The 25,277-nt window shown below is 54.8% G+C and carries 18 protein-coding genes; 6 read left to right on the top strand and 12 right to left on the bottom strand.

The annotated features are described in order from the left end of the window. Positions 1 to 195 precede the first annotated feature (195 nt). The 3 genes from ACF8YQ_RS12105 to ACF8YQ_RS12095 all read left to right on the top strand — a co-directional run bounded on the left by ACF8YQ_RS12105 (position 196) and on the right by ACF8YQ_RS12095 (position 6,382). Entirely contained in the window at positions 196 to 2,043 is a 1,848-nt protein-coding gene (locus tag ACF8YQ_RS12105) for a DUF1302 domain-containing protein (RefSeq protein WP_396621545.1), read from the top strand. Positions 2,044 to 2,076: 33 nt separating this feature from the next. Continuing rightward, complete coding sequence (locus tag ACF8YQ_RS12100) at positions 2,077 to 3,438, top strand: DUF1329 domain-containing protein (protein ID WP_224850078.1); 1,362 nt, start codon at positions 2,077 to 2,079, stop codon at positions 3,436 to 3,438. Between the two features lie 268 nt (positions 3,439 to 3,706). Further along, positions 3,707 to 6,382 carry a LuxR C-terminal-related transcriptional regulator gene (locus ACF8YQ_RS12095; RefSeq protein WP_396621544.1) on the top strand — a complete coding sequence of 892 codons (2,676 nt, stop codon included), beginning with the start codon at positions 3,707 to 3,709 and terminating at the stop codon, positions 6,380 to 6,382. Positions 6,383 to 6,408: 26 nt separating this feature from the next. On the opposite strand, the gene ACF8YQ_RS12090 is transcribed toward ACF8YQ_RS12095, so the two are convergent. The 12 genes from ACF8YQ_RS12090 to pilB all read right to left on the bottom strand — a co-directional run bounded on the left by ACF8YQ_RS12090 (position 6,409) and on the right by pilB (position 20,365). Then, positions 6,409 to 7,308 (bottom strand): acyltransferase, encoded by a 900-nt coding sequence (locus ACF8YQ_RS12090; RefSeq protein ID WP_153741134.1) that lies wholly within the window; start codon positions 7,306 to 7,308, stop codon positions 6,409 to 6,411. A 31-nt stretch (positions 7,309 to 7,339) separates the two neighbouring features. After that, the gene (locus tag ACF8YQ_RS12085) at positions 7,340 to 8,272 is read right to left on the bottom strand and encodes a glucosaminidase domain-containing protein (protein ID WP_396621543.1); all 933 of its coding nucleotides are present in this window, start codon (positions 8,270 to 8,272) and stop codon (positions 7,340 to 7,342) included. 69 nt (positions 8,273 to 8,341) lie between these two features. Next, positions 8,342 to 10,573 (bottom strand): hypothetical protein, encoded by a 2,232-nt coding sequence (locus ACF8YQ_RS12080; protein ID WP_396621542.1) that lies wholly within the window; start codon positions 10,571 to 10,573, stop codon positions 8,342 to 8,344. 118 nt (positions 10,574 to 10,691) lie between these two features. Further along, positions 10,692 to 11,252, bottom strand: a complete 561-nt coding sequence (locus tag ACF8YQ_RS12075; protein ID WP_222179190.1) for a YfaZ family outer membrane protein — start codon at positions 11,250 to 11,252, stop codon at positions 10,692 to 10,694. 142 nt (positions 11,253 to 11,394) lie between these two features. Further along, positions 11,395 to 11,583, bottom strand: coding sequence for a DNA gyrase inhibitor YacG (gene yacG / locus ACF8YQ_RS12070; RefSeq protein ID WP_011786133.1), 189 nt, complete (start codon positions 11,581 to 11,583; stop codon positions 11,395 to 11,397). Between the two features lie 33 nt (positions 11,584 to 11,616). Further along, a complete protein-coding gene (locus tag ACF8YQ_RS12065; protein WP_121207110.1) occupies positions 11,617 to 13,971 on the bottom strand; it encodes a response regulator in 2,355 nt (784 codons plus the stop codon). 44 nt (positions 13,972 to 14,015) lie between these two features. Continuing rightward, complete coding sequence (gene tsaA, locus ACF8YQ_RS12060) at positions 14,016 to 14,765, bottom strand: tRNA (N6-threonylcarbamoyladenosine(37)-N6)-methyltransferase TrmO (RefSeq protein WP_011786131.1); 750 nt, start codon at positions 14,763 to 14,765, stop codon at positions 14,016 to 14,018. An 8-nt stretch (positions 14,766 to 14,773) separates the two neighbouring features. Next, positions 14,774 to 15,763, bottom strand: coding sequence for a hypothetical protein (locus ACF8YQ_RS12055; RefSeq protein ID WP_396621541.1), 990 nt, complete (start codon positions 15,761 to 15,763; stop codon positions 14,774 to 14,776). Positions 15,764 to 15,851: 88 nt separating this feature from the next. Next, positions 15,852 to 16,469: a dephospho-CoA kinase gene (gene coaE / locus ACF8YQ_RS12050; protein ID WP_396621540.1), complete on the bottom strand. Its 618-nt coding sequence runs from the start codon at positions 16,467 to 16,469 to the stop codon at positions 15,852 to 15,854. Next, positions 16,470 to 17,345: a prepilin peptidase gene (locus ACF8YQ_RS12045; RefSeq protein ID WP_396621539.1), complete on the bottom strand. Its 876-nt coding sequence runs from the start codon at positions 17,343 to 17,345 to the stop codon at positions 16,470 to 16,472. It lies immediately after the preceding gene. Between the two features lie 81 nt (positions 17,346 to 17,426). Continuing rightward, on the bottom strand, positions 17,427 to 18,644 hold the full coding sequence (locus tag ACF8YQ_RS12040; protein WP_396621538.1) for a type II secretion system F family protein: 1,218 nt from the start codon (positions 18,642 to 18,644) through the stop codon (positions 17,427 to 17,429). A 2-nt stretch (positions 18,645 to 18,646) separates the two neighbouring features. Beyond that, positions 18,647 to 20,365 carry a type IV-A pilus assembly ATPase PilB gene (gene pilB / locus ACF8YQ_RS12035; protein WP_396621537.1) on the bottom strand — a complete coding sequence of 573 codons (1,719 nt, stop codon included), beginning with the start codon at positions 20,363 to 20,365 and terminating at the stop codon, positions 18,647 to 18,649. 368 nt (positions 20,366 to 20,733) lie between these two features. Between pilB and ACF8YQ_RS12030 the strand changes: the two genes are divergently transcribed. The 3 genes from ACF8YQ_RS12030 to ACF8YQ_RS12020 all read left to right on the top strand — a co-directional run bounded on the left by ACF8YQ_RS12030 (position 20,734) and on the right by ACF8YQ_RS12020 (position 25,240). Further along, positions 20,734 to 21,204: a pilin gene (locus tag ACF8YQ_RS12030; protein WP_396621536.1), complete on the top strand. Its 471-nt coding sequence runs from the start codon at positions 20,734 to 20,736 to the stop codon at positions 21,202 to 21,204. Between the two features lie 68 nt (positions 21,205 to 21,272). Beyond that, complete coding sequence (locus ACF8YQ_RS12025; protein WP_396621535.1) at positions 21,273 to 23,240, top strand: tetratricopeptide repeat protein; 1,968 nt, start codon at positions 21,273 to 21,275, stop codon at positions 23,238 to 23,240. Further along, positions 23,237 to 25,240 (top strand): tetratricopeptide repeat protein, encoded by a 2,004-nt coding sequence (locus tag ACF8YQ_RS12020; RefSeq protein ID WP_396621534.1) that lies wholly within the window; start codon positions 23,237 to 23,239, stop codon positions 25,238 to 25,240. Before ACF8YQ_RS12025 ends, ACF8YQ_RS12020 begins: the two co-directional genes overlap by 4 nt. Positions 25,241 to 25,277 lie beyond the last annotated feature (37 nt).

Raw genomic sequence — 25,277 nt, 5'->3', positions numbered from 1 at the left:
AATCTTGTCTATAGTGAGGGAGTGCGAGCCCCGGCTGAACAGAGAGTGACAGCAAAATCATACTTTTGACTGATCAAAGCCCCCGAAAGGCTTAGCTATAGTGCAATCATCACGGTACTGTGTGTACAGCCGTCAGGACACCTAACACCAGAACAATCGAGCAGCGACTCAGAACAACAACGGAGTAGCCTTCCAATGACAAGAAAAACTCAACCGTGGCAGCGTTGGACCAAGTTACCACTTGCCGTAGCCATAGCCGCCGGTGTGTCCGGCCAGGCAGCAGCATACTCGTTCTATATGGGGGATGTTGAGGCTCAGTTCAATACCACGTTATCTGCCGGTGCTTCCTGGCGAGTAGAAGAAGCTGACAAGCGTCTTCTGGCTCCGCATGATGGGCGGGGTACTGCTTCCACCAACAACTATGACGACGGTAACCGCAATTTCGACAAAGGCGATACCATCTCCAAGATCGTCAAGGGTAACAGTGAGCTGTTCCTGGATTATGCAGTCGACAGTCAGTATCTGACCCGCGTAGGTGGTTTTGTTCGTGGCCGCTATTGGTATGACTTCGAACTCAAAGACGAGAATCGCCGTTACGTAGAGCTCAACGAGAAAGCAAAGGATAATGCCTCAGGCGGCGAAATCCTCGATGCCTACGTGTTTTCTGACTGGTACTTCGGCAACATCCCTGTGAGCCTGCGCTATGGTAAGCAGGTAGTGAGCTGGGGTGAGAGTACTTTTATCCAGGGTGGTATCAACACCATCAACCCGGTAGACGTTCAGGCGTTCCGTGCTCCAGGCTCCGAATTGAAGGATGCGTTGCTGCCGGTTGAGATGTTCTACATGTCTGCCGGTGTGACTGAAAACGTCTCCATTGAAGCCTTCGTTCAGGCCAAATGGGAGCCGGTCCGGCCGGACGATTGCGGGACCTTCTTCTCCACCATTGATTTTGTCGCCGATGGCTGTGGCCCTATCTGGCCAGCGGGTGACGTGAGCGAGGCTCAGAGTCAGATACTTGATGCGGCCGACTCATTGGGCCTTGGCGGCTATGCCATTAATCGCCTTGCTGATGTAGAGGCGGATTCGAAGGATCAGTTCGGTGTTGCTGTTCGTTGGTATGTGCCTGAGCTGAATGATTCAGAACTGGGCTTCTATTACATCAAGTACAACAGCCGCCTGCCGTATGTAAGTGGTGTGCTGAACGATGGTCCTGGGCCCCAGGCGGGTGGGTTCCCTGAGTACTTTATGGAGTACCCGGAGAACATTGACCTCTACGGTATCAGTATCAATACCACCACGCCCGGCGGCTGGTCGCTGGGCGCAGAGTACAGCTTCCGTGAGGATGTGCCCCTTCAGTGGAACGCTTTTGAGCTGATCTATGCTGGTCTGCAACTGCCGACCAATCCCAATGATCCAAATTCGACGCCTGTTAGCCTCTTGCAACAACAGCGGCAAAAAGAACTTGGAGCGGACTTCGATATCAACGGTCTGAGGGCTTCTGGCTATGACCGTTACAATGTCTCCCAATTCCAGTTCACGCTGATCAAGTTCTTCGATCAGGTTATGGGAGCCAGCCGTCTGTCCCTGATCAATGAAGTGGGTATGACCTGGGTACACGATCTGCCGGGCTACGACGAGGCACGTTATGGGCGCTCCGGGACCTTTGGCGTAGGTCCGGTGCCCACGCCTGCGGGTGATATCTGTCCCCAGCTGAATCTGAACCCGGACTACTGTGAGAACGACGGCTATACCACAGACTTCTCCTGGGGTTATCGCACGCGTCTGGTTTGGGACTACCCGAACGTGTTTGCAGGCATTAACCTGTCGCCGCAGCTGGCCTGGAGTCACGACGTAGAAGGTTACTCTCCGCAGCCGGGCGGTGCCTTCAATGAAGGAAGCAAGGCGCTTGGTCTGTCCGTTCAGGCGGTTTATCAGAACAAGATCACAGGCAACATCGGCTACACAAACTTTTTCGGTGGCAAACCGTATAACGAGTTGACCGACCGTGATTTCGTGAGTGCGAGCGTTTCCTACTCATTCTGAACCGGACCGAATTCGTTCAACGAGGTAACTTAGATGAAACTGAACAAGAAACTACTGGCCACAGGTGTACTGGCTGCAAGTCTCTTTACCGGTCAGGCCTGGGGCGCGGTTTCTGCAGAAGAAGCGGCCAAACTGGGAGACACTCTGACCCCGATGGGTGCAGAGAAGTCCGGTAACGGTGGCGCCATCCCGGCGTGGACCGGCGGGTTAACGACTCCGCCAGCCGGTTACAAAGGCGACGGTATTTATGTGAATCCGTTCCCTGATGAGCAGCCTGAGTTTGTTATCGATCAGAGCAATGTTGATCAGTACGCCGACAAGCTGTCACCGGGCCAGGTAGCGATGATTCGTCAATACTCTGATTACAAGATTCCGGTGTATCCGACCCATCGTACGGCGGCGTACCCGAAAGAGGTGATGGACGAGACCGTTGAAAACGCCACCAAGGTGGAGTTGATTCAGAACGGTAACGGCCTGGGTAATTACGAGAGCGCAACGCCGTTTCCGATTCCCCAGAACGGCCTGGAAGCTATCTGGAACCATATCACCCGTTATCGTGGTGGTTCGGTGCAGCGGAACGTTGGCCAGGTTACCCCGACGGCTGGTGGCGACTACTCAGTGGTCAAGTTCCAGGACGAGCTGACATGGCGTACTTACCTGAGCGATTACAAGCCGGGTGAGGACGACAACGTTCTGTTCTACTTCAAGCAGGCCATTACTGCCCCGGCACGTCTGGCGGGTAACGTACTGCTGGTTCATGAAACGATTGATCAGGTGAAAGAGCCGCGCCGGGCGTGGATCTACAACGCCGGTCAGCGTCGGGTTCGCCGTGCTCCGCAGGTTGCCTACGATGGCCCGGGTACTGCAGCCGACGGCATGCGTACCTCTGATAACTTCGATATGTACAACGGGGCGCCAGACCGCTACAACTGGGAGCTGCTGGGCAAGAAGGAAATGTACATTCCGTACAACTCCTACAAGCTAGTGGATCGCAGCCTGAGCTATGACGAGATCATCAAGGCCGGCCACATCAATCAGGACCTGACCCGTTACGAGCTGCACCGTGTATGGCACGTGCGTGCAACTCTGAAAGACGGTGAGCGCCACGTTTACGCACAGCGTGACTTCTACATTGATGAGGACTCCTGGCAGGCGGCGGTTATCGATCACTACGATGGCCGTGGTGAGCTCTGGCGTGTAGCAGAAGCACATGGAATGCAGTTCTATGACCAGAACGTACCCTGGTACGCCATTGAAGTACTGTACGATTTGCTCTCCGGTCGCTACCTGGCCCTTGGCCTGACCAACGAGGAAAATCAGCCCTACGCCTTTGGTGTGGAGCGTCAGTCCCGGGACTACACGCCGGCTGCTCTGCGTCGCGCTGGAACCCGTTAATACCGGCGATGTAAAGTTGTTAGAAAAAACGAGCCCCAAGGGCTCGTTTTTTTTTGCCCCCAATTTTCCCGTGGCGTTAAAAATTCGCCTCTAACCTCTTTTTTCCCCGTCAATTTTTTGCAGCGGGCACCTGCTTTAGTTTAACCTCTCCCTGAAGACTCATACTAAAGGCGTACCCCATGCAGGGCGCCATGCCGTTTTCGGCAAGAGCAAGACTCTTATTTTCCGGTTCAGGCTTTCGTCTGGCCGGTTTCAAACGGGGCAGTGCGTGAAATCCTTTAAAGAAGGCTGTGCAGCCAACGACGAGTTCCAGACCGCGAACAGTGGTCTACAGAGCGGTGAGCTGGTGCGGGATCTTATGGAGCACCGGTTGCGGGTCCCCTCTGTACCAGGTGATACCCTGGCAAGGCCGAATCTGGATCGAATAATCTGCCAGGCCTTGCAGCCGGGGCGGTTGCTTCAGTTAGAGGCACCGGGAGGCTATGGCAAAACCCACGCGCTGGTCAGTGCGCTTGCCAGTGCACCGGATGTGAATGTTCGCTGGATCTCCCTGAATGCCGGCGACAACGCGCCCTCCCGCTTTCTGTCAATACTTGCGATAGCGTTAGGGCTGGCAGAGGTGCTGCCGCCCAATGGCGGTACCTTTGAAGATCATATGACCATGCTTCTGGTCAATCGAGGTCGGCAGGCCCGCGCGGCCAGAGAAGTGCTGGTCCTCGACAATGTCCATTATCTTACCAACCCGGCGGTCAGTGGCTTATTGCATCAGCTGGTCACCCATTTGCCTTCGGGTCTTTCAGTTGCTATGGCTTCTCGGCGTCCGGTGCCATTTGAGAGCCACACACTGGAATTGAATGGCAACTACACCAGGCTGGGGCCCGATATCCTCGAGTTTTCACGGTCTGAAACCTTTGAGTTTTTTGCGAAAGCGCGTTCCGACGGCCTGATTACCAGCGTCGCGATTGATCATTTATTCGGGCTCACTGAAGGTTGGCCAACGCCACTGGCACTGTATCGGCGAGAGCTGAAACAGGGCGGGGAGCGTAGGGCCCTGCATGAAACCCCTTCGGTAGAGCGTTTCCTGAAAGACTGTATTGCGGCCCAGTTGGGTTCTACCCAATTGAAATCAATGCGGGCGATTGCCGAGCTGGACACCTGTTCGGATGAGTTGTTTTTCGCTATCGAGCCCTCTGTGTCCGAGTCGGGGATGCCACCTTCAGAGGCTGCTGAACGTGGGCTGCCCCTGAAGCCGGTCCCTGGCCGGGGCCGGTGGTATCGCCTCAATCCATTGCTACAGGCCTGGCTGCAAACCCCGGTGATGGGGGGCTACATAACCCGCATGTTGATGGCCAGCCGATGGTTCGAGCAACGTCAGCAGTTCCCGGAGGCGCTGAAATATGCTGTGTTGGCGGGAGATAGCAATGAGGTTGTTCGTATTGCCTCAGAGAGTACCGAGGCTTTGTTACTGGGCCAGGACACTGCCTCTTTGCTGAGCTTGAGAAAAAACCTGCCGGCAGAGTTGCTGGAGCGAAGCGCCCGGTTGCGTATTGTCTATGGCTGGGTACATGCCATTGGTGGTCAGTTCCAGCAGGCAAAGCAACTTCTTGAAGGCTTCAATGACCGGGACCGGAAAGAGCATGAGGCCCGCATCTACGCTTTGAAGGCGTTTATATTGCGCGGCGAGGGTTTTGTGCAGCCAGCGTTGGCCATGGCTGACAAGGCACTGGCGATGGGTAGCATGTCGACCCAGGCGCAGCTGGTGACTCAAATTGTTCGTTCCAGCGCGCTTTGTGCGGCCGGGTGTTTTCAGGAGGCACGGGATGCCAACCGTATCGCCTCCAAGCTGGCCCGTGAAGCTGGCGATTCCGGGTCCGAGGCCTTGGCCGTTTACGCCCACGCCCGTATTGAATTGGGTAAAGGGGCACTGCGCCACGCGGAGCAACTGTTGCGAACCGGGCTGGATACGGCCATGCAGGAGCTTAGCCGGCCGGCACGAATCGGGGAAACCCGCCTGCAGCTGAATCTGGTTCTGGTGCTCTGGCATCAGGGGCGTCTGACGGAAGCCGATCGACTGCTGGTCAACTGTGCCCGTCATGCCGAACAGACCCGCGATCTTGGGTTGCTGCTCGCCATGGCGTTGAGGGTGCTGATGTGTCGCGCCCAGGGCCGGATGGATGATGCCTTCGTCTGGGTGGGCCGGGCAGAGCGCACCATGCATACCTGGCAGGTGGATGAGAGCCTGTACGTACCGGTGCTGGAAGCGTTAAAAGCCAGCTGTTGGCTGGCCCAAGGCCAACACGACAGTGCGACGCAGGCGATCGCCAAACTGGAACCTTACCGTAAAGGTGGATGTGTACCAGAGCTTTTCCCGATGATGCCAGGCCTGCTGGATTGCTTGCAGGTGCGGGCTGATATGGCCAATGGCGACCTGGTGAGAGCCCGGGAGCATCTGGATGCTGTCTCTGAGAAATACCAGGGCAGCATGCCCTGGGGGCTGCAGCTGCATGCGGGTTTGCTGGATGCTGTTCTGCTGGAAGCCGAGAAAGGCCTTCCTGCCGCCCGGAAGAGGCTGGAGAGCGTCGTTGCCCAGGCGAGCCGGGAGCATTTTATAAGCCCGTTTGCAGAGCTTATGAAAGAGCTTGGGCCACTGATGGAAAAATGTTATCGCCATCTGGATAATGGGGACTTTACCGCAGCGCTTGGGCAGCTGTTTGGTTGTGAGCCAGTGGCAGCGGCGGCAGATCCGCTGGCCGAACCTATCAGTGATCGGGAGCAGGGCGTTCTGGAATTGATCGCCCAGGGGCTATCAAACCAGGAAATCGCCGACAAATTGCATATTTCGCTGCATACCGTGAAAACCCATGCCAGAAGGATCAACGCCAAGCTGGATGTAAAATCACGGACGCAGGCAATTGTCCGGGCCCGGGAGCTGGGGCTGCTGTAATACTGCAGCCCCGCGTGGGTTATTCGTTAGCTGTTCTCGGCCAACAGTGTTTCAATTCGCTGGTCTTTCTCCGCCCAGATCTCACTTACCCATCGCTGGAAGTCGACCCTGACCTCCCGGTTGTTTTCGTAATCCATTCCAAGAAAACGCTCCGGCACTTCGCGGGTGCGAATATCGATCACGATCTTGTGCACCCGTCCGCACAGGTAGTCCCAGATGCCGGGTCGACCACCGGGATACACGATAGTGACATCCAGCATGGTATGAATCATCTCGCCCATGGCGCCAAACACAAAGGCCGTACCGCCCGCTCTGGGTTTCAGCAGATGCTTGTAGGGTGAATTCTGGCGCTGATGTTTTTCCGGGGTGAAACGGGTGCCTTCCATAAAATTGAAAATGGTCACTGGTGTGTACCGGAATTTTTCACAGGCGGCCTTTGTCGCTTCAATGTCCTTGCCTTTCAGTTCCGGGCGTTTGGCGATCTGTTCCTTGGTATGTCTGTGCATAAACGGGAAATCCAGAGCCCACCAGGCCACCCCTAATAAAGGCACCCAGATCAGCTGCTTTTTCAGGAAGAACTTCAGCAGCGGGATTTTGCTGTTCAGTACATACTGAATAGCGGGAATGTCAGCCCAGCTCTGATGGTTGCAGGTGACAAAATACCAGTGCTCCTTGCTGAGTTCTTCCGCACCACGGACCTCCCATTCCACCCGGTGGAGTAGGTTCATCAGGGTGTTGTTGAAGCCGATCCAGTACCAGGCAATGGCATTCAGCACGATAGTGCACGCCTTACGAAACGGAAGGACTGGAACAATGAGTTTGGCCAGTGCTACCAGCAACAGTAGCGGAAGGAACAACAGGGTGTTGGTCAGTATCAACAGCACCGCAAGGATGCCTTTTAGCGGCGCGGGCAAGAAATCAAGCATCGGAGAATCTCGAATCTGTCAGGTTCAGGGATTAGCCTTCAAACGGGCTTACTTGGCCACCGGTTCCACCGGGCAGGAGGGTTGTGTCCGGTATGGCGGATGCCAGCCGTTCAAACTGCGCAGGGGTTCGGTCACCCAGCAGGGTTCTGAACTCCTTGTCGTAGAACCCCAGGTTGTTGTAACGGATCATGGCGCGAATCTCTTTTATGTACTCTTCACCGCGTTCGGAATAGCCCAGCAGGCCCTCTGCAAGCTCCCATCCAGACAGGGGTTTCCGGGCTTTGCGATCAGCGAGCCGAATGTCGCGAACTGTTTGGTAAGTGGGATGACGGTTCAGGTTCTGAATGTAGGAGCGTACGGAGTAATAAGGTGACGGGAATTTTGCCACTTCGTGATTGGCACCCTCGATTCGACTCTGCGGAACCAGCCCGCAGCCCCGGGAGAAACACCATTGACCAAAGAGATTGTTACCTTCGGTCGCAAACCGGGAGGTCCCCCAGGCGGATTCATTCGCTGCCTGAGCCAGGATCAGAGACGGAGGAATGACATCCAGGCGTTTCCGAAGCAGGTCGAACTGCTGGTCAGTTCCGGCCTCGGCCTCAATGCGCAGTCGATCCCCCTGGCTTGTTAGCCATGCGAGTTCATCTTTAGTCAGAGCATCCTTGCCTTCAAGCGTGGTGAGATATTCGCGCTCCAGCAGAATACGGGAATTGGCAAGCACTATCCTGGGATAGAGGTAAGAGAAGAACGCGACTTTCTTTTCAGTGGTGTCCTGATAGGTTGAGAAGTCCGGAAGACCCTCATTCGCCCAATTTGGAAGCTGTGGCAGAGAAGACAGCGTAACTTCGCCTTCGCCTTCTCCCGGCAGGGTGTTCTGACTTGCGGTTGGTGTGTAAATAGCACCCGCAACAGCAAACGCAAACAACGGTATCAACAGCATCAGCGCCCGGTTAACTGCAGTCATAAACCCCTCGTTACTATCGATATGGCTTGAATTATAACAGGTTATACGGGGCTGTCCGCGGTTCAGGTTTTAAGGCGCAGAGGATTCCTCAACAAGGGTTGCGAGCAATAGCCCGGTTTTCATTTCCGGGCCGGTATCGTCGCTGATAACCAGGAAGACCTGGTTGCCGGCCGCGGTATAGAAGCCGCGCATCTCGTATTCTCCGGCGCTGGTAATCGAAATGCCCCCTTCCAATGTTGTTGTGAAGCTGCCATTAAATTGCATCGGCAGTTCTTCAGGGGCCACCACCTCGTTGTCTTCGATAAGGTGGTTCACCATCATGGTTGTGCCCTCGAAGCTGGCAGAACTGTTCGCCAGGGTCAGCTGTGCATTGTTCACGTGGTAGAGCCGGTTTTCCTCCTGGGTCACGCCAACGATGGCGCCCTGTAGCCGATAGGTGCCTTCTGTCAGTGCTCCGTCTGTGAGCGTTTTTCCTGCCACCAGGAGGCCACTGCCCAACGTGCCATCATTGAGGTTAAAGGCCATCAGATCCTGATTTGGGGTTGCCGCCCCCAGGCCCATGTCGGGGATGCCAAAGTTGGGGTCGTTGAAGTTGGTTCGTTCGTCGATCTCGTTGCGGAACAACCCCAGCCGCCCCATATAAATATCACCAGAACTCAGGCGGGAAAGTCGGTTGATCAGGTTCCAGGAATCATTGCTGGTATCGGGTGTGGCCACGCCACCGGAGGCGTCGCGGGCCAGGGTGAACTGGCTTACGTTGGCTGCACCGTTCAGGGTCTGATCGCTCGCTGAGCCGAATGTCCACTGACCGTGCCCGGTTTCGAATGTCGCAGGGGCTTCATCGGAAAAGCGGGTAGCCAGGTAGGTCACGTTATAGGCCTGTTCGGCCATATCGGAGACCTTGAATTCCTCCGCACGTTGGAGGTGTAGCTCGAATACGCTCAGGTAGTGGTTTTCGAGAATGTTCCGGCGTTTGAGCTTGCCGTTATCATCTTCCAGCGCGATCGCTTTGCCGCCGGTGAAATAGTTGGTCAGTACCCGGTCTGGCCCGCTCTGGTCATTCACCGGTTCGGAAGTAAAGGCATCCAGATAGTAAGGGTTTCTGGTCCAGCCATTGATCAGGCTGCTGTTTCGTTTGGTGATGGTTTGGTACAGGGCTCTTCCTGCCAGCAAGCGAGCCGGTGTTTCGGTGGTCAGTGTGGCAGCACCCGGGGCGCTGGAATGGCTGTTTCGTTCCCAGGTTTCGGTCCCGCGCTCGAAAAAGAGCTGCTCTGGAATGCCGGAATTATTCCGCTCGAAAAAACCGTGAATCTGCGTTTGGCGATCGTAAGGTATGTCCGTGGCCAGAGACGTGATGTTAAGGTTGAAGGCATCGAACGACGTGAGCGTCAGTGCGGGATACAAAAAGGCGCGGTTGTCCTCGGTCAGCCGCTCTACCTGAGCCATACGGACGCCCCACTGGCCGGCTCCTGCCACATTGGATTCGCGAAACGTCTGGCCCAATTCCAGGCCGAGAAACACGGAGTTGTAATCCGCCGCACTGGCGGAAATACGGTCTGAGGATGCCTGGCCGAGCAGTGCGTAGTCCGCCATATCTGCTACATAGCTGGCAAAATCAGCCCGGTTAGCCAGTGTAGAGGTCGCTTGGGTAACGTTAGCGTTCTCCGGAATCTCAATCTCAAAATCGTGTACCTGATCGGCCAGCGTTCCCCATACATACTTGTTCAGGCACGAAGCGTTATCCACACAGGCCAATACGGTCTGAAAATCATTGGTGGAGTACCGTCGCCAGAGCACCTCGGTAACCAGATAATGGGAAAAGGGGTTCACCTTTACATCCCGGTCGGTGTCTGCTGCCAGAGCGGTCATTGTGGCTGTGCCATAACGGGCCTCAATGATCACATCCGGACCAACGGGAACGCCATTATCAAAGGTCAGAATAAAGTGGCCGTCCGTCCCTTTTTCAGTGGAGTAACGAACATCATCAAAGGTTTGTGCGCTGGTGTTGGTGCGGTAAACCCGAACCTGATCGGGAATCACAATACGAAGGTTACGCCGTGTTTGCTCGCCCTCAGGTGCCAGATTAACGGGTAATTCCATGGTAACCCGTACCTGATTTGGCTTCAGGCCCCGGGCATTGCTGGAATCCCCGGTACTGCCGGAACTGAAATCATCCAGCGCGTTCTGAGTGTTGCCAAACCGGTTGGGAATGTCTTTGGCGCCGTCAATCGCACTATCTCCGCCCCCACAGGCGGAAAGCAACAGGGAAGTAGCCAGTATGGAAGGGATTGTCAGTCTCATGAAAGCGCAGTCCGGTTTGCAAATGTCCGGACAGACTAGCAGTAATCAGGAGGGCAGGGCGTGAATGGCTGCACGAATCGGTCACCCGGCAAGGCGCCGGGTAACCGAGGCGAAGGGGTCAGAAGAAGATCTTGATACCTGCCAACACGCCCTCATCCAGATTCACATCTGGAGAACCGGAAAAATCCAGTTCTGTATTCAGGTAACGGTAACCGGCAAACACTTCCGCATTACGGATAACGCGGTAGCTGCCCCGAAGTTCCACGCTGGTCATGTCGTCGGAATCTCCGAACGACAGAATGCTTGGAGCGTAGTGCAGGCTGCCGCCAAACGACAGACCGGGCACGGTCGGAATGTTCACCGTGGCGAAACCGCCAAGGCCGATGGCACCGCCATCAACATCGTCGTCATCCCAGCCGACGCCACGCATGCCGATGCCGGCAGTTGTTGGCAGATTCCCAAGGGCAGTGCGGCCCTGAGCGTGAAAATCGGCGTTGATAATGTGGCGACTACCTTCATGGTAGGTGTATCCAGCACCCATTTGCAGCTCTTCCTGGCTGCCGAAGAAGTTAACCTGACCCTTGACCGAATCGTTGGTCAGACTCAGATCCAGGTCACTGGCCAGAACCGGAGCGGCGGCAAGAGAAAGTGCCAGTGCTGAGATGCGGGTAATCTTCATGTGTACACCTTTATTGCTGTCGTTATGAGAGCGTGGCCGGCGCAACTGCCGGTATATGCGATAGTTTCAACGTCAACGGATGTTAAACATCTGCCGGGTGGTTAACAACTTAAAAGCCCGTAAGTGGCTCGCAACCAACACGTTAGTGACGGGTAACCTCGCCGCCCTGGTCGAGATCATCGGGAGAGGCGTTTTCGGCCGGCACCCGATACTCCTCATTGGCCCAGGCACCCAGATCGATCAGTTTGCAGCGCTCAGAGCAGAAGGGGCGCCAGGGGTTGGTCTCGCTCCACTCCACGGATTTCTTACAGGTGGGACACTCTACATTCATGGCATGATTCCGGGCAGGTGACTTGCGGCTTCATCAGGATGTTGCAGAAGCCTGACAATATTGTTCCAGCACTGCCCGTAGCATTTCAAGGTTGACAGGTTTAGCCACAAAGGAATCCATGCCCGCTTCGCGGCAACGTTCCTCGTCTTCTTCCATGGCGCTGGCCGTCAGTGCCACAACCGGTACCCGGCTGCGACCATGGTTGGTTTCCCAGGCCCGGAGCTGGCGTGTTGCTTCGTAGCCGTCCATCCGGGGCATAACGCAGTCCATGAAAACCACATCAAACTGATGCCATTGCCACAAAGAGGATGCGGCCTGCCCGTCGTTTGCCGTCATGACTTCGCAGCCCAGTTTTTCCAGCAATCGCCGGGTAAGGGTGCGGTTCACGGGATTGTCTTCCACCAGCAGCACCCGCATCCGACCGCAAGGGATTTCCCGCTGGCGACTTCCGGCATCCGCCATGGTCTTCAGAGAAAAGCGGGTAAGAAACCGGCGTTCCTGTTGAGTGTCATGGGTAAACAGCTGGTTCAGGATCGGAATCAGGTAGGATTCCCGGAGCGACTTGCTCAGGAAGGCATCAGCACCGGCCTGGCGAAAATGCTCGGCGTCCCCTCGCTGGGGGTTGGAGGACAGGATCAGAAGCCTCATTTCTGCCCATTGCGGGTTGCTCCGTACCTGGCGGCACAGTAAATCCGCATCCATGTCGGGCACGAAGCCGTCCAGAATTGTAGCGTCGTAGGGTATGCCTGCATCAAAGGCTTGTCGCAGGGCGGTCAGTGCTTCCCCGGCTGACCGGACGGCATCAATATGAACATCGTAGCGGGATAGCATCTCCAGGGTAATCTTGCGTGACAGCTCGTAGGAATCAACGACCAGTACCCGTCGGCCCTGCACCTGCCTTGAATCCGGCCGCACCTTGGCAGAGCCGTCGGTTGCTTCCTGAAGTGACAGTTCCACCCAGAAGGTAGAGCCCTCGCCGGGCCGGCTCTCCAGATCCATCGAGCCGCCCATCAAATCGACCAGTTGACGGCAGATGGTGAGCCCAAGCCCCGCACCAGGTAACTGACGCTGGAAGCGCTGACCAAGTTGAACATAGGGCTCGTAGACCAGAGGTATGTCCTCCGGATTTATACCAACCCCGGTGTCCTCAACCGCCAACCGTAGGCGCACTTTGCCTTCTTTTCTGCCAAGAACCTCAATGCTGATAAGCACATGGCCGGAATCCGTGAATTTGATGGCATTGGATAACAGGTTAAGCAACACCTGGCGAATGCGTACCGGGTCCCCCGTCAGCGCCCAGGGCAGGTTTTCATCCACCCGTACTTCCAGGGCCAGACCTTTTTCCCGGGCCCGGGAGCCAAGCATGTGAATCAGATCGTTCAGGGTTTCGCGCAGGTCAAAAGGAATAGCCTCAAGCTCCAGCTTGCCGGCTTCCATGCTGGAGATATCCAGCAGGTCATTGATGATGGAGGACAGGCTTTCCGAAGCATTGAGCAGGGTATTCACATACTCCCGTTGCTCCTGGTCCAGAGGCGTGTCGGTCAGCAAATTGGCGTAACCGAGGACAGACTGAAGCGGAATACGCAGCTCGTGGCTGACATTGGCCAGGAACTGATTCTTGGCGTGATTGGCTCGGATGGCTTCGTCCCGTTCGCCCTGAGTCTGGATGGTGGTCTGCCTTAATGAGCGGGTGTCCTCGAGAATCTGCAACCGCATTTTATTCAATGCCTGTTCCAGTTCTGAAAGTTCATCAGGCCGGGAAGGGTTGCGCCGGCGCAGCTTAAGAGGTTCAACAAGCGCATCCAGATTCAGCTTCGCCGCATAGTCCGCCATGGTTTCCAGGTGGCGGGACAGTGCTACCCGTACAATCAACAGCAATCCCAATGTGCCCAGCATCACCACAATGGACTGGAACAGGAGATTCAGCAGGGCGCGATCGAGGATATCCTGGTATACCTGTTCAATAGACGAAACAATGGTCAGTTCCCCCACTCGTTGCGGACGGTCAAAACTGGAACGGTTGAATTCGAGGGGGAATGTCTGGGTAATTACCCGGCCTTCAGGGTAGGAGCCGGTACTGAATTCTTCGCCGGTGGTCGTGATTACCCGCGCATAGCCAATAAAAGGCATGGAACGCATGTCGTCCAGGCTATTGGCCACTTCACTGAAATTCATCACCCACAAGTTGGTGCTCATGCCGCCGGCGATAAGTTCAGCGGCGCGCTCCTGACTGCTCTGCAATTCCGATTTCTGGCGTTCGAATTCGCCAATCATCTGAACACCCGTTGCCACCAGTGACAATATCAGGCTGTACAGCAGCACCCACCCAAGCAACCGCAGTGCCAGTGGGCGCAAACCCAAACGCTTGAAGAACTGGTTTGAAGGCAAGGCACAAGTTCCCTGTGTCGACTACAAAATCACCAAGGTGCATCTTAACAGACGGATATCACTTCCACACGCATGATTGAATCTTCATTCACAAATCGAAACCGAACATTCTTGTCGAACAGGTTGGCTCCGTAGATTCGTTGTTCATCCCGTCCACGGCGGAATGACGGGCGCGGGTCGTAACTGACGACGTCCTCAATCAGGGCGCGGAAATCCGGATAGTCGGCCTCCGGAAGCTGGCTTAGCTGGTCAGAGGCTTCCGGAGCAAAGGTCACCTCCAATCTGTCGGTCGGCGCGCTGTCTGCCCAGCCCAGTGATGCCTCCGGGACGGAGTCCGAAAACGGCAGGTAGGGCTTGATGTCGAGAATTGGTGTGCCCTCAATAAGATCATGATTACTGATCTTCAGGACCAGTTCGCCATTCTTGCGAGCGAGGCCTTCGTTCCTGACGACTGACAGGCCAAGACTGTTCGGGCGAAAAGGCGAACGGCTGGCAAACACACCGATTTTCTTGTTACCCCCAAGCCTCGGGGGCCGAACCACCGGGCGCCATTCGGCGCGAACGGCTTCATGAAACTGGAAGGTAAGCCAGATATGGCTCGCTGACTCAAGGCCCCGGAAAGCGTCTTCACGATCAAAGGGACTTTGTATAACCAGTTCCGCGTGGGCATGGCGGGTAAGGCCGGGTTGCCGGGGAACGCCGAACTTGTCCTGAAAGCAGGAGCGAGTGATGGCAATCGGTGTGAGTGTCAGAGCTTCCTCGGCGGGCCGGCTTTTATGCAGTGGTCTGCTCATTTCTGATGTCATTCCCGGTCAATGGTGCCTGCAAAGTACATTTCGATTCGGAATACGATTGACGCCTGGTCGTCAAACCCGTCATCGCGCCGATACTCCAGGGCCGGAATCAGCTCCGCGAACAGCCAATTGTCATACACCCGGTAGCGCCATGTGATATCTGTAAAGTAGCTTGTGGTGCGCCAGGTTGGCTGGCTCTCGCCAAGCACGCCAATACGAGGGGTGATCACCGACCGGGTATTCAGACGTTTCTGCACGCTGTGAACATGGGCCCCGACAAATTCGCGGTCAGAATGAATCCATTCCAGCTCGGATGAGTTGTAGTAATGCCAGCCGTTACCCAGTGAGCGGTTTAAACCAACCCAACTGCGAGCCCCCCAGCCTTCGGTATGATAATAGTAAAAACGTTGCTGGGCATTGAGTGCCCAATCGTTGTCGATTTTCCAGCCCTTGCGCGCTTTCATACGCCAGAAGAGTTCGGGTGGCAGCCTCAGTCGGCCACCAATATCGGTCGAGAGGTTGATGGCATCACCGACATCGGTCAGAAATCTCAGGGCGCCGGTTGTTTCAGTGTCGGTTCGCTCTGGCTCTGTCAGTTGCCTGTCCCGCTCACGCTCCGCCAGTGGGATCAGTTCCTCGCTTTCACTCTCTACTACCAGTCGCAGTTTCTCCTCAGCGGTGGGTACATCAAGACGAAAACGCAGCTCAGGCTCGAACTGGGCCGGATCGCTGTATTCGGATTCTGCTGCAAACCCCAGTCTCAGGTAGCTTTCGTTATTTGGCAGCGCCTGGGAAGATCCGGAGAGTGTCCGGTCTGCCCATGCACCCAGGGACTGCACTGTTGGGCCATGCTGACGTTCCTGCCGAATAACCCAGTCGCTGACTCCCAGCCACCAGGAATCCCTGGGCTCTGCCCAGAACTCATCGGGTTTGAAGGTATAGAACGAAATCGGCAGGCGCTCCGGCGCCAGAAGGGCGGGCACCGAGATATCACGCATGGTGATAACCGGTTCTGCCGCTTTCGTGAAGGAACAAGCGAGGAGGCCGGTGGCAAGTGCAGTAAGAATAAGTGCGGGGCGGATCAGACTATGCTCCTTGGCTGAAATCCGCCAGAAAACGTTGGTGCAGAGCGTGTACTGAAGCTTTCACACGCTCCAGCGGCTGCGCGTTGTCGATAATCGCATCGGCTTTTTCGCGGCGGGCGGCTCTGGGCATTTGGGCAGCGAGTATCCGCTCCACTTGTTCGCGGCTATTCCCGTCTCTCGTCATGGTGCGGTTAATCTGGGTTTCTTCCGGTACATCCACCACAACAATCCGCTCCACCAGTTCGTGCTGGTTGGTCTCCAGAAGCAGGGGAGAGACCAGCATCACATAGGGCAGATCGTAATCCTCGGGTGATAACTGGCGGATCAGTTCCTGGCGGATAATGGGGTGCAACAGCGCCTCCAGCCAATGTCGTTGTTCCGGATCCTCAAATACCTTTTGGCGCAGGGCGGCACGGTCCAGTTCGCCGTTACCCTGAATAATACTCTCGCCGAAGTGATCAGCGATGGCTCTCAGGGCCTGTGTGCCTGGTTCTACGACCTGTCGGGCGACGTCGTCAGCATCCACCCAATGCACGCCGAGAGCACCAAACATGCGTGCAACCGTGGATTTTCCGGAGCCAATACCTCCGGTGAGGCCGATAACCGAATAGCGGGACATTCAGACTCCCAGGTACCCGAACCATATGGCCTGGATTTCAGGCCCAAACCACAACGAGAGTAAGCCTGCAGCGGCCAGGTAAGGGCCGAAAGGAATCGGCACTTCACGCCCGTGTTTGCGGAATACCATCAGACTGATGCCCACAATCGCGCCCACCAGAGAGGAGAGCAGAATCACCGCAGGCAGCAGTTGCCAACCCAGCCAGGCGCCCAACGCCGCCAACAGCTTGAAATCCCCGTGCCCCATGCCCTCCTTGCCAGTAGCAAGCTTGAACAACCAGTACACACTCCAGAGTGACAGATAACCGGCAACAGCGCCCCAGAAAGCGCTGCCAAAATCCGTCAGCACACCAAAGTAGTTAAGCACCAGTCCAAGCCACATCAGGGGCAGGGTGATGCCGTCTGGCAGGAGTTGTGTGTCGAAATCGATCATGGTCAGCGCCACCAGCGCCCAGACCATCAGCAACGCCCAGAGTGCGGACTCAGATGGACCCAACAGGTAAACCGTTACTACGGAAAAAACCGCAGTCAGTGCTTCAATGATGGGGTAACGCGGCGAAATACGTGTTTTGCATGAAGAGCATTTGCCGCCAAGCATTAGCCAGCTGATGACCGGAATGTTTTCCCAGGCGCGAATTTTGTGGCCGCAGGAGGGGCAGGTGGATGCCGGTTTTGAAAGAGTTATCCGCTCATCCGGCTTGCGGCCGCTCTCCGGTACTTCCAGAAACTCCTCGCACTGGCAGCGCCATTCCTGCTTCATCATTTTGGGCAGGCGCAGGATGACGACGTTAAGAAAGCTGCCGACGCAGAGAGAGATGAAAATGACCGCCAGGTAGAGAAGCCAGGGGGTGGACAGGATTGTTTCTAGGGGGAGCATTCAGAGACTCAATTATATCCTTGTTTTGCCCCCTCTCCTTGGAGGAGAGGGGCAGATGAAAATGGTGTGCTGAGTAAACCGCTAGACAACCTGACCCATCTGGAAGATTGGAAGGTACATGCCAACGATCAGGCCGCCAACCAGTACGCCGAGTACGGCCATAATCATGGGCTCCATCAGGGCTGTGAGGTTATCAACCATATCGTCGACGACACCTTCGTAATGCTCGGCCACTTTTGACAGCATATCGTCCAGATTGCCCGACTCTTCGCCGATGGCAGTCAATTGAACTGCCATCACAGGGAAGACGCCCTGTTGCCGCATAGAGGCTTGCAGTTGGGTACCGCTTGAGACATCGTTTTTAATGTTCATCACAGCGTCCCGATACACGGCGTTGCCGGTTGCGCCAGCAACCGAATCGAGCGCGTCAACGAGCGGGACGCCCGCCGCGAACGTGGTAGAGAGTACACGGCCGAATTTAGCGACAGCAGATTTGTCCAGGATTTCTCCGACAATCGGCAACTTCAATACATATTTATCGACGAAATCCGAAAATTTCTGGGATCTTCGCTTCGATTCTTTGAAAAGAAAAATCGTACCGACGATTCCAAGCAAAACAATAAACCACCAGGACTGAAGCCATTCGGATATTCGAATAATGAACTGTGTGAATACAGGTAGATCCGCCCCAAAGCCCTGGAACAAGCTCTCAAACTGAGGAACGACTTTTATCAAGAGAATAGCCGTAACGACAATTGCGACAACGATAACCGCAATTGGGTAAGTCATGGCCTTTTTGACTTTTTTCTTCAGGATCTCCGTTTTCTCAAGGTAAGTCGCGATACGATCCAGCATTTGTTCCAACGCACCGGCTTTCTCACCTGAGTCCACCAGGTTGCAATAAAGATCATCAAAATATTTAGGATGCTTGCGTAGAGAAGATGCGAAACCGGTACCGGAGGAAATATCGTTCCGGATAGTCATCACCAGTTCCTGTAAGCCTTTATTTTCGAGGCCATCGGCCACGATATCGAAGCTCTGAACCAGCGGAACGCCGGCTTTCATCATTGTTGCCAGCTGGCGGGTGAGCATTGCAATGTCGAAAGGCGTAATCTTCTTGCTGCCGCCAAACAGTGGCTTTGGCTTTTTCTTAACCTTATCCGGAATGATGCCCTGTTTGCGCAACTGGGCTTTTACCAAGGCGATATTGGAGCCCGCAAGCTCCCCTTTGGCTTTATTACCTTTGCGGTCTTTGCCTTCCCAAACGTATGCTTCGAGCTTCTGCGCTTTTTCTGCCATGCTTAATCCTTCGTCACACGGTTGGCTTCTTCCAGGCTGGTCACTCCTTCAATAACCTTGAGAAGCGCTGATTGCCTGAGATTACGGAAGCCTTCCGCCTGAGCCTGCTTTGCAATTTTGATGGAGCTGGCCTCTTCCATAATCATGCTTGCCAACTCGTCGGTGATCTTGACCACTTCGTAAATACCTACGCGGCCTTTATATTCACCATTGCATTTATCACAGCCCTTGGGGCGGTACAACGTGAAGCCTGTTTCAATTTGTTCTTGTGTGAACCCTTCCTTCAAAAGCACGTCTTTAGGCACATCGGCGGGTTGTTTGCAGCTGCTGCAGAGTCGTCGGCCCAGTCGTTGGGCAATAATCAAACTTACCGATGTGGCTATGTTAAACGCGGGCACCCCCATGTTCATCATTCGTGTGAGAGTCTCGGCGGCGCTGTTAGTGTGTAGGGTAGATAGAACCAGGTGCCCGGTCTGTGCGGCTTTGATGGCAATGTTGGCGGTTTCCAGATCCCGGATCTCACCCACCATGATGACGTCCGGGTCTTGGCGCAGGAAGGCGCGCAGTGCCTCGGCAAAGCCAAGCCCTACTCGGTTGTTTACGTTTACCTGATTAATGCCTTCCAGGTTGATCTCTGCCGGATCTTCCGCTGTGGAAATGTTGATGCCCGGGGTGTTCAAAATGTTCAAGCCGGTATAAAGCGATACGGTTTTACCGGAACCTGTCGGCCCTGTGACTAGGATCATGCCCTGGGGCTGGGCCAAAGCATCCATATACAGCTTCTTCTGGTCTTCCTCGTAGCCCAGAACGTCAATGCCGAGTTTTGCCTGACTAGGATCCAGAATCCGCAAAACGATCTTTTCACCCCAGAGCGTTGGCAACGTATTTACGCGGAAATCGATAGCCTTGGTTTTGGACAGCTTCATTTTTATACGGCCATCCTGTGGCACCCTACGCTCAGAAATATCCAGTTGCGCCATAATCTTTACACGGGCCGAGATCTTGGGCGCCAACTTGATGGAGGGGCGAGATACCTCTTTTAATATGCCATCGGTCCGGTAGCGAACCCGGTAGATCTTCTCGTAGGGCTCAAAGTGAATATCCGAAGCCCCGCCCCGAATTGCATCCAGCAGCATCTTATTCACATATTTAACAATGGGCGCATCATCAACATCCGTGGCGGATACGGCGCCATCGTCGTCCTCACCCTCACCGCCTTCTGTTTCGACCCCTTCCAAATCTGCATCGTCCAAGTCGCCCATTGTGGTGTCCTGGGACTCCAGATATTTGTCGATAGCAGCGCGGAGTTTTGAGTCGTCTACCAGAATCGCGTCGGTGCTCAGGCCGGTATTGAACTTGATTTCATCCAAAGCCTGAATATTGGTGGGGTCTGAAACAGCGATAAATAGCCGGTTACCCCTTTTGTACAGTGGGAGCGCGTTATGTTTGCGAACCAGTTTTTCGTCGACCACCTTCTCCGGCATCATTTCGGGAAGAAAGGAATCCAGGTCCAATACCGAAACGCCGAATTCCATAGCTGCCGAGAAGGCGAGCCTGGAGCTATCGGCAAGTTGATTCTGGGTCAGGTAGGTAATCAGTGGAATTCGGTTCTGAGATGCCTGGATAAATGCATCTTTTGCGGTTTCTTCATCCAGAAGGCCGTCGTCCACAAAACGACGGGCGAGGCCCGTCAAAGTCACGTTTCGGTTGCTGTTCGCCATAAATGCTCTGAGAAAAGTCGTCTAAGTGGCTGAATCGCGTGTTTATGCTCAGAGAGTTTAGATGTGTCCTTCACGTTTGGAAAGCGCAGCCCGTCCCAGACTTGATCATTCGCAATAATCTGTCGTACTCTGCGCCACGTCGAAATGCGCGGGTTGGGGTGACGAAAAATGTCACTTCGAGACGCTGGTTGGCGGGAAAACGACTTCGAATCAGTGTGTGAAGTTCGTCACAAAAGTTTGCAACGTGCTGTGAAAAAAAGGATGTTTTAACATTTTCTTGCAATTGGCACGGTAACTGCTTAGTTTACACCACGCTCAGCGCGGAAACGGGGCAAAGCTCCACCGCCCCGGAGCTGGATAAACGAAAAATGACAACTCTTGAGGTTGATAACATGCAAAAGATTCAGATGAACAAAGGTCAGCAGGGTTTTACTCTGATCGAACTGATGATCGTTGTGGCGATTATTGGTATTTTGGCGGCTGTGGCTATTCCGGCTTATCAGGATTATACGATTCGGTCTCAAGTCTCTGAAGGGATGTCCTTGACAAGCGGTGTTAAGACAGCGGTTTCTGAATTTGTTCAGACAAATGGGGCTTATCCAAGCAATAACGCGAACGCCGGAATTGCAACAACCATTACAGGAAACTATGTCTCATCAGTGACGAATGCCAGCGGCGTTATTACTGTGACATACAGCAACACTGGCTCACAGAGTGCTAACGCTCAGATCAACGGCAAGACAATGGTGCTTTCCGCTTTCACTTCCGCTGGAAGTGTTCAGTGGACCTGTAAGGCGGGAACAATCGAAGCGAAGTATCTGCCTTCTAGCTGCCGCTAAATCGTATTTCTGACTCTTATAGTAAAAGCACCCCGCTCGCGGGGTGTTTTTTTTAGGGTGCTGTAAAAATGTCTTTCACCTCGCGCTCCCAGGTTTTCGCTGCAGCGGTCCTTTTGTCGTTAGCGGTATTTTTAGTTTATTGGCCCGGGCTGAGTGGTGGCTACATTCTCGATGATTTTCCGAATTTGGTAGATAACGATCGTACTAATCTGACGGGTTTGAATTTTAGCCAGTTGTGGCAAGGGGCAATGGCAAGTGACTCAGGCCCGCTTAAGCGGCCGATTGCCATGCTGAGCCTGTCGGTCGAGCGTTATTTTTTCGGGCTTGATCCGCGACCGATGAAACTTGTCAACGTCGGTATACATATCGCCAACGCTTTGCTGCTGTTTTATCTGGCGAGCTTGATTTTACGGCGTTACGAGCGGCAATTCGGGGAACAATGCGGGCGATGTTTTCTGTTGCCTAAGCCCCTAGTCGCACTGCTGGTGGCGCTAGCGTGGGCGCTTGCGCCGATTAATCTCACCGGCGTTTTGTTTGTTATCCAGCGGATGGAAAGCCTGTCGGCGCTGTTCATGCTGCTGGGCGTATTGGCATTTTGGCGCGGGCGGGCCCGTTTGACGGAGGGGAAAAAAGGCGCCCTACGCTGGATGTGGGGGGGGCTGCTTCTGGGGACTGGGCTGGGCGTCCTGAGTAAAGAAAGTGCGGTGATGCTACCGGTGTATGCATTGCTGGTTGAGTGGTTAATGTTTGGCTTTGGGGCACGAAAATCAGCCGAGCGAGCGGCGGTGCTGCGTATGTTTATGGTGCTGCTGGTGATTCCTGCTTTGCTTGGGCTGGCGTGGCTGTTGCCGAGGGTATTTTCCAATCCAGAGTTTAGTAACCGTCCCTTTAATCTGTATGAGAGACTATGGACCGAAGCGCGGGTACTGTGGCATTACCTTGTCTGGATTGTGGCACCCAACCCGGGAGCGTTAAGTCTTTACCACGATGCCTTTCCTATCTCGCGTGGCCCGTTTACACCTTGGACCACGCTAACCTCGGTGTTGAGCTTGTTGTTGATGGTAGTGGGTGTATTCTTCGCCCGGCATCGCATGCGGTTGTTGAGCTTTGGTATCTTCTGGTTTTTTGTAATGCACTTGCTGGTGTCAACTTTTTTAAATCTTGAGCTAGTCTACGAGCATCGTAATTATCTGGGTTCCTTCGGTATTTTGTTAGCTCTGTTTGCGGTGTTGCTGGATGGACGTTTGCCGGGAATGGTCTTCGTGCGGCAATTTGCCGTGGTGACGCTGGTGGTGCTATATGGTTTTCTTACCTTTCTTAGGGCCAACGAATGGAGTGACCCACTGCAGCACGCCTATTTTGAGGCTGCTCGCCAAACTGATTCGCCGCGGGCTCAGTATGCGCTTGGGTACGAACTAATGCGGCACGCACCGCAGCCTGATTCGCGAGAGTTTTTATTGGCTATGGATGCTTGGCGCAAGGCGGCAGAGTTACCTGGCACTAGTCTGTTGCCCTGGCAGGGGCTGATCTTTGAGCATGCCCGGCATGACTTGCCGATTGACCCGGCCTGGTGGTCTGGAATGCGGGATTATGTTTCATCAAGATCGTTATCGGCTCAGGACAAAACGGCGCTATATAGCTTGATTGCAGCACGGGGAAATCGCGATATACCCATTCCGGTCGAGCCACTGCGGCAGGTGATTGAAGCCGCGCGTGTGGCGCAGCCGCGGGATGTCATGCTGATGACACTTCAGGCTAACTTTCTACTGAATGTGACCCACGAAATCGCCAAGGCTGAGCCATTGTTGTACCTGGCCGTGGCCATTAGCCCCAAAAACCCGGCTGGCTGGCGTAATTTGATTACTCTTCAGCTGTCGCTGGGACAATATGATCGGGCTGCGGCAAGTATAGAGCGGTTGGCGGCGGTAAACAGCTTGGGGCGTGAGGATGCTGCCATCAAGCGCTTCCGCGCCAGACTTGAGTCGGGGCGTAATGCAAAGCCAGGCCGTGCAACAGTAAGCGAGGCAACGCCATGAGCAGATGGTTGGCAAAAGCTGCTACCCGGCCGGTGGCGCTGTTTGTCACCATGGTTCTGACTATGGGCCTGGCCTGGCTGGTTTACTGGCCCGGGCTGAAGGGCGATTTTCTGTTCGACGATTATAGCAACCTAGCCTTGCTGGGGATGTATGGGCGCATCGATAACTGGCAGAGCTTCTGGTTGTACTTGCTATCTGGGTTTTCCGGCCCAACCGGTCGACCGCTGTCGCACTTATCGTTTCTGATGGATGCTGACGTCTGGCCTGCAGATCCGTGGCCGTTCAAGCGTAGCAATCTGCTGATTCACCTGGCAAACGGCCTCCTGTTGTTCGGTTTGCTACGCTCTTTATTGCGGGCTGCCGGGAAGCCGAAGATGTGCTCTGGCTGGATTGCGCTTCTGGCTATGGCGTTATGGTTGCTGCACCCATTTTGGGTATCAACCACTTTATATGTGGTACAGCGTATGGCGCAGCTTGCGGCTTTATATACTCTGGCCGGGTTGTGGATGTGGGTGTCGTGGAGGCGGCTTCATTCCCCGAAGGGCGATTGGCGTATGTGGCTGACCGCGCTGGTGGCGGTCTGGGGCTTTGGTCTACTGTCGGTGCTGTCTAAAGAAAACGGGGCGCTGTTGCCTGGGTTTGTGCTGGTACTGGAAGTGACTGTTCTGGCGTCCATGGATGCACGGCGCGGTTACGAGGCGAAGACGAGTTTTCACTGGTTACGCAGAATTGTACTGGGCATTCCTCTGTTACTGCTGTTGCTTTATGTGGCTCGTGCGGTACCGGCCCTGCTGGCCGGTGAGGCAGGAAACCGGGATTTTACGCCATTTGAGCGCCTGTTGACCGAAGGGCGAATCCTTTGGGATTACGTTTTTAACCTTATCTTGCCGCGACCGTACCCGGGCGGCTTATTCAATGATGATGTTCGTTTGTCCACTGGCATATTCACGCCGTGGACGACGGCTCTGGCTTGGGCCGCGTGGCTTGCGTTCATGGTTTGGGCGGTTAGAGTACGGCGCCGCTATCCGTTCGTGGCAGCGGCGGTATTATTCTTTCTGATGGGGCATGTGCTGGAATCGAGCTTTCTGCAGCTGGAGCTTTACTTCGAGCACCGTAACTACCTGCCCGCGATGTTGGCTGGTTTGCCGCTGGCAACTTGGTGGCTGACGCGTGCAGCCGTGCCGCAGGATATTCGCGTTGCGGTTCCCGTTGGCGTTGTGTTGATGCTCGCAGCGATGACGTTTATGCGGGCAGATCTGTGGTCTAACCCATACTTGCAGGCATTAAAATGGGCGCAGGTTAATCCAGACTCGCCACGGGCGCAGAACTATCTAGCTGGTTTCTGGTGGGACGTGGGCAATTATGAGGAGGCTGCTCGCTTGAACCAACGTGCAATCGAGCTCGACCCAAATGGGTTGGCCTGGTTGATAACGCGGGTAATGTACCAGTGTGCGCAAGATCAGTCGCCCGATGCAGCCCTCGACAGGGTCGAGTCGGTCTTGCAGGCTAAAGGGCGAATGGGAGCAGTAGGCACGTACCAGACCGAGAAATTGCTCGATTATTTGATGGCGGGTAATTGCGGGCGCTTTAGTGAACTGAGTGAGTTGCTGGCATTAATCGAACGCTTGCAGCAAGCTGGCAATCACGATGGAGGACAATTTGAGCAGTTACTATTGCAGCGCCGAGCTGCATTGTTTCTTCTCGATGGAGATGCGCAGGCAGCCTATCGGAGTTTGCGCGAGTTAATCGCTGTAAGTGGCCAGCTGGGGACACAGTTGCGCGGCGCAGCTATGCTGGCCAGTGCTGGGCATTACCAGGAAGCACTTGAGTTGCTGGACGATTCCAACGTCCCCGGGGGGCAAGGTGATGGTGAGATTTCCCTTCAGTCCTTACGCAACTGGTATTTGAAGTGGACAAATTATTACGAAGGTGAGCGGGAAAGCCTGCGGGTGATTATTCGTTCAGATTTGGATGCTCATCTGCGCCAAAAGGAGAGTTGATTGTCGTCTTGGTGGTTAAGTTTGCTCTGCCGGAGAA

The sequence above is a fragment of the Marinobacter sp. W-8 genome (genome assembly GCF_044342215.1).
Lineage (GTDB): Bacteria > Pseudomonadota > Gammaproteobacteria > Pseudomonadales > Oleiphilaceae > Marinobacter > Marinobacter nauticus.
Note: the sequence above shows the minus strand (reverse complement) of the source record. Positions and strands in the feature narration are given on the sequence as shown.

Coding starts and splice junctions, on each gene's coding strand:
- ACF8YQ_RS12055 (WP_396621541.1), bottom strand. CDS start 15,763: ATGCGTGATATCTCGGTGCCCGCCCTTCTGGCGCCGGAGCGCCTGCCG.
- ACF8YQ_RS12090 (WP_153741134.1), bottom strand. CDS start 7,308: ATGCTTGATTTCTTGCCCGCGCCGCTAAAAGGCATCCTTGCGGTGCTG.
- ACF8YQ_RS12030 (WP_396621536.1), top strand. CDS start 20,734: ATGACAACTCTTGAGGTTGATAACATGCAAAAGATTCAGATGAACAAA.
- ACF8YQ_RS12025 (WP_396621535.1), top strand. CDS start 21,273: ATGTCTTTCACCTCGCGCTCCCAGGTTTTCGCTGCAGCGGTCCTTTTG.
- ACF8YQ_RS12085 (WP_396621543.1), bottom strand. CDS start 8,272: ATGACTGCAGTTAACCGGGCGCTGATGCTGTTGATACCGTTGTTTGCG.
- ACF8YQ_RS12075 (WP_222179190.1), bottom strand. CDS start 11,252: ATGAAGATTACCCGCATCTCAGCACTGGCACTTTCTCTTGCCGCCGCT.
- pilB (WP_396621537.1), bottom strand. CDS start 20,365: ATGGCGAACAGCAACCGAAACGTGACTTTGACGGGCCTCGCCCGTCGT.
- coaE (WP_396621540.1), bottom strand. CDS start 16,469: ATGTCCCGCTATTCGGTTATCGGCCTCACCGGAGGTATTGGCTCCGGA.
- ACF8YQ_RS12045 (WP_396621539.1), bottom strand. CDS start 17,345: ATGCTCCCCCTAGAAACAATCCTGTCCACCCCCTGGCTTCTCTACCTG.
- ACF8YQ_RS12020 (WP_396621534.1), top strand. CDS start 23,237: ATGAGCAGATGGTTGGCAAAAGCTGCTACCCGGCCGGTGGCGCTGTTT.
- ACF8YQ_RS12105 (WP_396621545.1), top strand. CDS start 196: ATGACAAGAAAAACTCAACCGTGGCAGCGTTGGACCAAGTTACCACTT.
- ACF8YQ_RS12100 (WP_224850078.1), top strand. CDS start 2,077: ATGAAACTGAACAAGAAACTACTGGCCACAGGTGTACTGGCTGCAAGT.
- ACF8YQ_RS12040 (WP_396621538.1), bottom strand. CDS start 18,644: ATGGCAGAAAAAGCGCAGAAGCTCGAAGCATACGTTTGGGAAGGCAAA.
- yacG (WP_011786133.1), bottom strand. CDS start 11,583: ATGAATGTAGAGTGTCCCACCTGTAAGAAATCCGTGGAGTGGAGCGAG.
- tsaA (WP_011786131.1), bottom strand. CDS start 14,765: ATGAGCAGACCACTGCATAAAAGCCGGCCCGCCGAGGAAGCTCTGACA.
- ACF8YQ_RS12080 (WP_396621542.1), bottom strand. CDS start 10,573: ATGAGACTGACAATCCCTTCCATACTGGCTACTTCCCTGTTGCTTTCC.